The organism is Tessaracoccus bendigoensis DSM 12906 (genome assembly GCF_900141915.1).
GTDB lineage: Bacteria > Actinomycetota > Actinomycetes > Propionibacteriales > Propionibacteriaceae > Arachnia > Arachnia bendigoensis.
The window spans coordinates 1-9,471 of record NZ_FQZG01000107.1 but is presented as its reverse complement, the minus strand read 5'-3'; the positions used below and the strand labels follow the sequence as shown (position 1 = coordinate 9,471).

General features: G+C 66.5%; 9 protein-coding genes. 6 read left to right on the top strand and 3 right to left on the bottom strand.

The window, feature by feature from the left end:
- Window positions 1-269 (bottom strand): hypothetical protein (locus BUC15_RS20575; RefSeq protein ID WP_073191203.1); only part of this gene is annotated, 269 nt, incomplete at its 3' end.
- Window positions 266-658 (bottom strand): hypothetical protein, encoded by a 393-nt coding sequence (locus BUC15_RS19690; protein ID WP_139280352.1) that lies wholly within the window; start codon window positions 656-658, stop codon window positions 266-268. The genes BUC15_RS19690 and BUC15_RS20575, both read right to left, overlap by 4 nt.
- On the opposite strand from BUC15_RS19690, the gene BUC15_RS17885 reads away from it, so the two are divergent.
- The gene (locus BUC15_RS17885) at window positions 657-2,930 is read left to right on the top strand and encodes a RelA/SpoT family protein (RefSeq protein ID WP_073191201.1); all 2,274 of its coding nucleotides are present in this window, start codon (window positions 657-659) and stop codon (window positions 2,928-2,930) included. The genes BUC15_RS19690 and BUC15_RS17885 overlap by 2 nt on opposite strands.
- Window positions 2,931-2,996: 66 nt before the next feature.
- Here the strand turns inward: BUC15_RS17885 and BUC15_RS17880 are convergent, their stop codons facing one another.
- Entirely contained in the window at window positions 2,997-4,241 is a 1,245-nt protein-coding gene (locus BUC15_RS17880; RefSeq protein WP_073191198.1) for a DUF349 domain-containing protein, read from the bottom strand.
- Window positions 4,242-4,271: 30 nt separating this feature from the next.
- Between BUC15_RS17880 and BUC15_RS17875 the strand changes: the two genes are divergently transcribed.
- From BUC15_RS17875 to BUC15_RS17855, 5 genes are all read left to right on the top strand, one after another.
- Window positions 4,272-4,937: an MBL fold metallo-hydrolase gene (locus BUC15_RS17875; protein ID WP_073191195.1), complete on the top strand. Its 666-nt coding sequence runs from the start codon at window positions 4,272-4,274 to the stop codon at window positions 4,935-4,937.
- Between the two features lie 12 nt (window positions 4,938-4,949).
- On the top strand, window positions 4,950-6,278 hold the full coding sequence (gene hisS, locus BUC15_RS17870) for a histidine--tRNA ligase (protein WP_073191191.1): 1,329 nt from the start codon (window positions 4,950-4,952) through the stop codon (window positions 6,276-6,278).
- 78 nt (window positions 6,279-6,356) lie between these two features.
- On the top strand, window positions 6,357-8,168 hold the full coding sequence (gene aspS, locus BUC15_RS17865; protein WP_073191188.1) for an aspartate--tRNA ligase: 1,812 nt from the start codon (window positions 6,357-6,359) through the stop codon (window positions 8,166-8,168).
- 206 nt (window positions 8,169-8,374) lie between these two features.
- On the top strand, window positions 8,375-9,001 hold the full coding sequence (locus BUC15_RS17860; protein ID WP_073191185.1) for a hypothetical protein: 627 nt from the start codon (window positions 8,375-8,377) through the stop codon (window positions 8,999-9,001).
- Between the two features lie 26 nt (window positions 9,002-9,027).
- Window positions 9,028-9,309, top strand: coding sequence for a hypothetical protein (locus tag BUC15_RS17855; RefSeq protein WP_073191182.1), 282 nt, complete (start codon window positions 9,028-9,030; stop codon window positions 9,307-9,309).
- Window positions 9,310-9,471: the final 162 nt, after the last annotated feature.

Sequence of the window (9,471 nt, the reverse complement as noted above, 5' to 3'; positions counted from 1 at the left end):
ACCTCAGCCTCTTGAGCGGCACGTTCTTGCGCACGCTCCTTCTCGAACGCGGTGCGTTTGTCCTGTGGAACAGCCATGGCTCTACTCTCTCGTGGAACCAGGCCACGATCCAGATCACCCTCGAAGACCGTGCTACGCCACCGTCGCACCATGTCATACGACAGACCCCGCTCGGCCAACCAGGCACCCTTCGTGCCATGCGGCAGCAACTGATACTCATGAACAAACTCACGGATCTCGGCAGTGGTGAACCCCACACTGATCGTCATCGCCCTGTCTCCCTACTGATCGTTCCTTGACTCACAACCAGCTTGACAAAGAGGGAGTGGTCGATTCTGGGTGGTCTGGTGTCGAGTATTGACCACTGGTCGATTTTCCCCCGTCCGGTGACGAGTATTGACCACTGGTCGATTTTCCCCCGTCCGGTGACGAGTATTGACCACTGGTCGATTTTCCCCGTCCGGTGACGACGATCGACCCCCGCTACGACGCGGCCCTCACCTTCCACCGGGACGGACTCCCCACCGACCACGCAGAGAGCGCCCCGGCCGACCCGTGGAAGCCCGCCAAAGAGCCAACCGCGCGACCCCCAATCGACCCGAACCACGGGTGTGAACTCAGGTCGGACCGTTGCCGAGCGCCGGTAGACTCTCTCCATGGCAGATGAGGCTTTGACTGGTGCGTCCCGGCTGGTGACCGGGCCAGAACAGCCGCGCCTCCGGATGCGTCACCGGTTGGCGAGGCTCGGCGCGGTGCAATCGAAGTCCGCGGTCCTCGACCCGCTGTTCCGGATCGTCAAGTCGAACCACCCGAAGGCCGATCTGAGCCTGCTGGAACGTGCCTACCGCACCGCCGAGCACTATCACGAGGGGCAGACGCGCAAGTCCGGCGACCCGTACATCACGCATCCGCTCGCGGTCGCCACCATCCTCGCCGAACTCGGCATGACCGAGCCGGTCCTCGTTGCCGCCCTGCTGCACGACACCGTCGAGGACACCGACTATTCGCTCGACCAGTTGCGCGGCGAGTTCGGTGACGAGGTTGCCCACATGGTCGACGGGGTAACGAAGCTCGACAAACTCACCTACGGGGAGACGGCCAAGGCGGAGACCATCCGCAAGATGATCATGGCCACCTCCGAAGAGGTGCGGGTACTCGTCATCAAGCTGGCCGACCGGCTGCACAACATGCGCACCCTCGGGTATCTGAGGCCCGACAAGCGCGTCAGGATCGCCACCGAAACTCTCAACATCTTCGCGCCCCTGGCCCACCGGCTGGGTATGAACACCATCAAGTGGGAATTGGAAGACCTGTCGTTCGCGACGATCGAGCCGAAGGTCTACGCCGAGATCGTGGACATGGTCGCCCAGTCCGCCCCCAGCCGGGAGCGCTATCTGCGGGAGTTGATTGCCGAGTTCCAGAAGCTGCTGGCCGAATCGAAGATCCACGCCACCGTGTACGGCAGGCCCAAGCACTACTACTCCATCTATCAGAAGATGATGGTGCGGGGCCGCGACTTCCGAGACATCTACGACCTGATCGGGTTGCGGGTGCTCGTTGACAGCATCCAGGACTGTTACGCGGTACTGGGGGTTGCCCACGCGGGCTGGAAGCCGATCCCCGGACGGTTCAAGGACTATATCGCCGGGCCGAAGTTCAACCTCTACCAGTCGCTGCACACGACGGTGCTCGGCGCCAACAACGAGCCGATCGAGTTCCAGATCCGCACACATGAGATGCACCGCCGCGCCGAGTACGGTGTCGCGGCGCACTGGAAGTACAAGGAACAACTCCGCAGCGGCGTCACGCCGGAAGAGGCGGGGTTGCGGGCCATGCACCAACTCGGTGTGATGAGCAAGGAGACCGAGGATCCCAGCGAGTTCCTCGATTCGGTGTTGTTCGAGATCAACTCGGATGAAATCTACGTGTTCACGCCGAAGGGTGAGGTGATGGCGCTTCCGGTGGGCGCCACGCCGGTCGATTTCGCGTTCGCGGTGCACACCGAGGTCGGCTACCGCACGATCGGTGCCCGGGTGAACGGACGCCTGGTGTCCCTCTCCACCCCCCTGAAACAGGGCGACAAGGTCGAGATCCTCACCTCCAAGGCTGACGGGGCCGGCCCGAGCCGTGACTGGCTCGGCTTCGTGGTGTCGTCGCGCGCCAGGCAGAAGATCAGGCAGCACTTCTCCCGCGAGCGCCGGGACGAGGCCATGGAGCAGGGCAAGGACATGCTGGCCCGCGACTTGCGCCGAACCGGGTTCCCGATGCAACGGCTGCTGACGCTGGAGAACCTGACTGCTGTCGCGAACGAGTTGGGCCACAAGGATGTCGCCAGCATGTACGTGGCGATCGGGGAGGGCCATCTCGGGGCGCAGGGTGTGGTCGAGAAGCTGGTCCAGTTGCACGGCGGGGAGGACGAGGCGGTCGACACCGTCACCGAGGACATGGTGGTCCGCCAGCGCCGCCGCCCGGTCAGCGACGGCGCGCACATCCTCGTCGACGGCGACGATTCGGTGGTCGCCAAGTTCGCGAAATGCTGCTATCCGCTGCCAGGTGACGAGATCATCGGGTTCGTCACCCGCGGCGACGGGGTCTCCGTACACCGCGCCGACTGCTCCAATGTGCCGGCGTTGCGCAAGGAGCCGGAACGGCTGGTCCCGGTCTCGTGGTCAGGCGACGAGAAGGGCAGCACCTTCGTCGTGACGATTCAGATCGAGGGCCTCGACCGTGCCCGGTTGCTCTCCGATGTGTCCTCGGCATTATCTGAGCAGCACATCGACATCCTGTCGGTCAACATCTCGACGAACAAACACCGGCAGTTCACGGGCAAGTTCACGTTCGAGTCGGCCGACCCGACGCACCTGCAACACATCATCAACCTGATCCGCAGGGTGCCGGGCGTCTACGACGTGTTCCGCGTCTCCGGGTAGCCGGGACCGGCCGCCCGCAAATGATCCGGGTGGCGGCAGATGCCACGGACCCGGACCCTCCGCGTGCTACTTGGTGAACTCGCTCAACGTCTCGCGGGCCTGGTCGAGCCAACTGGTGTAGGTCTCGATCGACTTGGACGCGTCCTTGGCCTTCCGGGCATCGCCCTTGGCCTCTGCGGCGGATAGATCGGCCTCAAGCTTGGCGATCTGGGCCTCGAACATCGCGACGGTGTCCTCGGCCCGCCTCCTGGCCTCAGGATCTGTGCGCCGCCACTCGTCGGCCTCCAGCTGGGCGACCTTGTCCCCGATGGCCCGCACGCGCGAGTCGAGCTCACGCATGGCGGCCCGCGGGACGTGGCCCAACTCGTTGAATTTCTCCAGGAACGCGCGATGGATCGCCTTGGCGGATTCGACGTCGCCGACGCCGTCGAGATCGGCGGTCACCTGTTCGACCAGCGTCTGCTTCGCTGCGAGGTTCTCGCTCTGCTCACCGTCTGCGGCGCTCTGGGCGGCGGTCCGGGCGTCGAAGAACCGGTCCTGGATGGCGCGGAACCTGGCCCACAGGCCGTCGTCGTCGGCGCGGCGTGCGCTGCCCGCCGACTTCCAACGCTGCATCAGGTCACGGAACGCGGCGGAGGTCGCACCCCAGTCGGTGGAGTCGGCCAGCGGCTCGGCCTCGGCGATGATCGCCTCCTTCGCAGCCTTGGCCTGGTCGCGGGTCGCGTTCAACTCCGAGAAGTGCGTCTTGCGGCGACGGGTGTACTGCGTGCGTGCCGACGAGAACCGGTGCCACAACTCGTTGTCCGTGGCCCGGTCCACGCGGGGGAGGGCCTTCCACTCGTCCAGCAGAACCCGGAAGCGGTCGACGCCGCCACGCCAGTCGTTGCCCTGGGACAGCGTCTCGGCCTCGACGACCATGGCCTCCTTCGCGGCGACCGTTGCGGCGTTCTGTTCGGCTCGGGCCGCCTTGCGGGCCTCGATCTGTGCCGGCAGGACCTCGCTCAGCGCGTCGAGACGCCGCGCCAGGGAGTCCAGGTCGCCTACCGCGTTGGCGTCGGTGACGTTGCCCTTTGCGGTCGTGATCGCGTTCTTGGCCTCCTCAGGCGACATGGCCTGCGCGGCCACGCGCGACTCGAGGAGCGTCACCTCCGCGGCGAGGTTCTCGAAGCGGCGGACGTAGAACGCCATTGCCTCTTCAGGGGTGGAATCGGGGATCTGCCCGACACTTCGTTCAATGCCACCCGTGATCACGTAGACGGTGCCGTCGGGGTCGACGCGTCCGAAATCAGAGGGCGCTTGCGATTCGCTCATGGCACCAATCTAGCCGGATAGGGTGGTCTTGTGCTCATTCAGCCCATCACCGTTTCACCGTGGCAGTCCAACTGCTACCTCGTGCGTCGCAGCGAGGAGGACGTCGACACGCTCATCATCGACCCGGGGATGACGGCCTTCGCGCCGGTACGGGAGATCGTCGAGGCCGGCGGTCTACGTCCAAGGGCGTTGCTGGCGACCCATGGGCACTTTGACCACATCGGGGACGCGTACCGCCTCGCCGACCACTTCGGCATCCCCCTCTTCCTGGCCCGACCGGACCAGCACCTGGTCACGAGGCCGGGTGCGGGGCTCGGGCCGCGGGGCGACGCGATGGTCGCGCAGTTCACTGGCTCGGCCGAGGCCCCGCCGGTCGCCGACGTCCGCGACCACGTCGAGCCCTCCGAGATCGCGGGCCTGACGGTGACGCCCTTCCCGGCCCCCGGCCACACCCTCGGCTCGACCCTGCTGACCGTCTCCGACGGCGAGACCCAGGTCGTCTTCACCGGCGATGTCCTCTTCCGCGGGACCATCGGGCGCACCGATCTGCCCGGCGGTAGCATGATCCAGATGCGAGAGACCCTCGCCCGGATCGTCGCTGAGTTCCCGGCGGGAGTGAAACTGCTGCCCGGGCATGGCGAGCCGACGAGCCTGGCCGAGGAGATCGCCTCCAACCCGTACCTGCAGAACCTGTGAGGAGCACAAGAAGTGCCACGCCCAAAGCCGCTCAGCGGCTTCCCCGAGTTCCTGCCCGCCGGTCGGATCGCCGAACTGGCGGTCCTCGACGTCGTGTCCTCGACTTTTGAGCTCCACGGTTTCGCGCCCATCGAGACCCGCGCGGTCGAGCCCCTTGAACAGCTGTCACGCAAGGGCGAGATCGACAAGGAGATCTACGTCGTGCGGCGGCTGCACGCCGACGCGGGCGACGCCGACGAACTCGGCCTGCACTTCGACTTGACGGTGCCGTTCGCCCGGTATGTGCTGGAGAACGCCGGTCATCTGGCCTTCCCGTTCCGTCGCTACCAGATCCAGAAGGTCTGGCGCGGAGAACGGCCCCAGGAGGGGCGCTACCGCGAGTTCACGCAGGCCGACATCGACATCGTCGGGCAGGGCGCCCTCGCCGCGCACCACGACGTCGAGATCCCACTGGTCGCGATCGACGTGTTCGAGAAGCTGCGCCGCGACCTCGGGCTCCCACCGGTCACGTTGCGCGTCAACAACCGAAAGCTTTCGGAGGGCTTTTACCGGGGGCTCGGCATCGACGATCCCGCTGCGGTGCTGCAGCGCGTCGACAAGTACGACAAGATCGGTCCCGCTGCCGTCCGGGAACTTCTCATCTCGGAGGCCGGGCTGGATGAGGCGCAAGCCGCGGCCTGCGTGATGCTCGCCGGCATCTCGGCGGCAGACGAGTCGTTCGTCGACGACGTTCGGGCGCTCGGAGTCGAACACGAGCTGCTCGACACTGGCCTGGCGGAGCTCGCAGCCCTGATCCGCGTGGCGCGCAACTCGGCGCCCGACCGGGTGCTGGTGGACCTGAAGATCGCCCGCGGGCTCGACTACTACACCGGCACCGTCTACGAGACGTTCCTGAACGGCTCCGAGAAGCTCGGCTCGGTCGCCTCGGGCGGGCGCTACGACTCCCTCGCGACCGATGGGAAGACCACCTTCCCTGGCGTCGGCTACTCCTTCGGCATCACCCGGATCCTCGCCCCCCTGATCGGCAAAGGGGCCCTGACGGCGTCGCGGAGCGTGCCGAGCGCGGTTCTGGTGGCCGTCGACAACGAGGAGGCCCGCGAGCAGGCCATCGACGTGGCGCGTCGACTGCGTGCCCGCGGCATCCCGGTCGAGGTCGCGCCGAAGGCCGACAAGTTCGGCAAGCAGATCCGCTATGCCGAACGGCGCGGCATCCCGTACGTCTGGTTCGGGGCCGGCTACGACGATTCGGTGAAAGACATCCGCAGCGGTGAGCAGACGCCGGCGTCGCCCTCGGAATGGGCCCCTCCCATCGAAGACCTGGGCGTCACCGTCCACGCGTGAGGCGGGCAAGCCGCCAGGCGGTAGAGTGGGCGGCTGCCGAGCTGCACCGTCTATGCAGCCAGGATTGAAAGGAATACCGTGATCCGCACTCACGAAGCCGGCGCGTTGCGCGCCTCCGACGTCGGCCGGGAGGTCACCCTCGCAGGATGGGTCGCCAAACGGCGCGACCATGGCGGGGTCGCCTTCATCGACCTGCGCGACGCCTCGGGCATCTGCCAGGTCGTCGTCCGAGACGAGTATCTCGAATCGGCGGGTATCCACGACCTGCGCAACGAGTTCTGCATCAAGGTCACCGGCGTGGTCGATGCCCGCACCCCGGAGAACGTCAACCCGAACATCCCAACGGGTGAGGTCGAGGTTGCGATCCGCGAGCTCGAGGTCCTGAACCCGGCCGCGCCGCTGCCGTTCCAGATCGACGAGCGCACCACGGTCGGCGAGGAGGCGCGATTGAAGCACCGCTACCTCGACCTGCGTCGTCCCCGCCAGCACGATGCGCTCGTGCTGCGGTCCAGGGTGACGAAGGTGATCCGCGACGTGCTCGACGAGCGCCGCTTCTATGACATCGAGACCCCGACGCTGACCCGTTCGACCCCCGAGGGCGCCCGCGACTTCATCGTCCCCGCCCGCCTGCACCCCGGCAAGTGGTACGCCCTGCCGCAGAGCCCGCAGTTGTTCAAGCAGCTGCTGATGGTCGGCGGCATGGAACGCTACTACCAGATCGCCCGCTGCTACCGTGACGAGGATTTCCGCGCCGACCGGCAGCCCGAGTTCACGCAGCTCGACATCGAGATGAGCTTCGTCGACCAGGACGACGTCATCGCCCTAGCCGAGGAGGTCATGGCCGCGTGCTGGAAGGTCATCGGCGTCGATATGCCCCTGCCGCTGCCGCGGATGACATGGCAGGACGCCATGGACGACTACGGCTCAGACAAGCCGGACCTGCGGTTCGACCTCAAGATCCGCGAGCTGACGGGCTACTTCGCAGACACCCCGTTCCGGGTGTTCAAGGCCGCCTACGTCGGTGGCGTCGTCATGCCCGGTGGCGCCTCTCTGCCACGGCGCCAGTTTGACGCGTGGCAGGAATGGGCCAAGCAGCGTGGCGCCAAGGGCCTGGCCTACATCACCGTCCAGGAGGACGGGACCCTTGGCGGCCCGGTCGCCAAGAACATCTCCGAGACCGAACGCGACGGCATCGCCGAGGCGATGGGGGCCAACCCCGGTGACGCGATCTTCTTCGCCGCAGGTGCCCGTGAGGCTTCGCAGGAGCTGCTGGGCGCCGCGCGGCTCGAGATCGCCCGTCGCACGGGTCTGATCGACGAGTCGACCTGGAGCTTCCTGTGGGTCGTCGACGCGCCGATGTTCAAGTCGACCGCGGACGCCGAGGCTTCCGGCGACGTCGCGCTCGGCCACGGCAACTGGACGGCAGTGCACCACGCCTTCACCTCCCCGAAGCCGGAGTCGATGGATACCTTCGACACCGACCCGGGCTCGGCGCTCAGCTACGGCTACGACTTCGTGTGCAACGGCAACGAGGTCGGCGGCGGTTCGATCCGTATCCACCGCCGCGACGTGCAGGAGCGCGTGCTGAAGGTGATGGGGATCTCCGAGGAGGAGGCGCAGGAGCAGTTCGGCTTCCTGATCGACGCGTTCGCGTTCGGCGCCCCGCCGCACGGCGGCATCGCGTTCGGGCTCGACCGCCTCGTGATGCTGCTCGGCGGCTTCGACACGATCCGCGACGTGATCGCGTTCCCGAAGAGCGGCGGCGGGTTCGACCCGCTTACCGAGGCGCCGGCGCCGATCACCGCGCAGCAGCGCAAGGAGGCCGGGGTCGACGCGTTGCCCGAGAAGAAGGAAGCGGCGAAGCAGGCCGAGGGGCCTGCGAAGTCCTAATCCGTTCACCTGCAGGGGGCCGGTCCTTGTGGGCCGGCCCCCTAGTGCGTTCGCCGTCGACGGCGTACTGAGACCGATCTCGCGATCCGTGGCGTCCGGTCCGCCAAACCAGCCTCGGATGAGGCCAATTCGTGCGAAGATCGCTCCCTGACCGACGATGCAGGGTGTGGTCGGCTGGCTGGTTCGGTCCTATCGGAGGGGACGAAATGGTCGAGTTGAGAGCGGGCCTTTGGCGGCTCGAATTGCGAACGCGGGTGGAGCGCCTGACTCGGGAGGCCGCCTTGCTATCCACGGCTCCGGCTAAGGAGCAGATCAAGAACTACCTCGACACGGCCAGGGCCGTGGCAACGGAACGGCGAACCCTGCGGGGGGTGTGGTTCGGCCATGATGTGGAGGAGGCTTGGCGTCAACTGCGCGAGGCCGAGAGGCTAATCCTGGAGACGACCACGGATCCTGAACAGACCATCGCCAAGGGCCAGACCGCGCTCGCCCGCGGGAAGGGCCGGTTGCCGGTCGACGATTCACGGATGACCGCACTCAAGGCCGCACTCAAGACGGCTTCGGCCTCGGGAGGCGGCAGCCATGCCAATTTGTCACTCAGGGAACTCAGCGCCGATGTCCTGATCGGTGCTTGGGCCGTGAGCACAGCCGAGCACCAAGTGCAATTGCGTTTTCGGACGATTCTGCGGAGTTTGACCCTTGCGCTGGCGATACTGGCCATACTCGCAGTCCTCGTCTCTCTGCGATGGGTCGTGCCGGGAGGGCTGATCCCGGCACCCAAGGGGTCTCCGTCCAACATGGTGCTGGTCTGGTATTCCTGCTCGGAGCCCTAGGTGCCCTGTTCAGCGCCCTGCCTTCCATGACCCAGGCGCCGACCAATGCGACCACCTTCAACCCGGTGGTGGCCCAGGCCCTGTTCAAGGTCGTCGTCGGTGCATGGTCGGCCCTGGTCGGCCTGATTGCCGTTGCCGCAGGCCTCGAAACGGCCTCGACCGATGGGGGTGCGGCCTCGCCAGCAGGGTTCGTCATGATGTGTGCCCTGTTCGGGGCGGCCCAGGAGGCGATCACCAGGTTCGCCGATGAGAAGGCCGCCATCGTCAAGCCGGAAACAGCCCAGACTGTGGACGGAACGAAAAAGTGACCGTGAGCACTATTCGGGGTTCGATGGGCTAGGCGACGTGTTGTCACGTTCAAACCGGAATCGAACCAGGGATAGTGCTCAACGGCTGACTGGCGCCGAGCCTCAGCCGCGCTGACGCCGTCGGGTTGGACGGGGTGGGGCAGGGGCTGGGGCTGGTCTGGG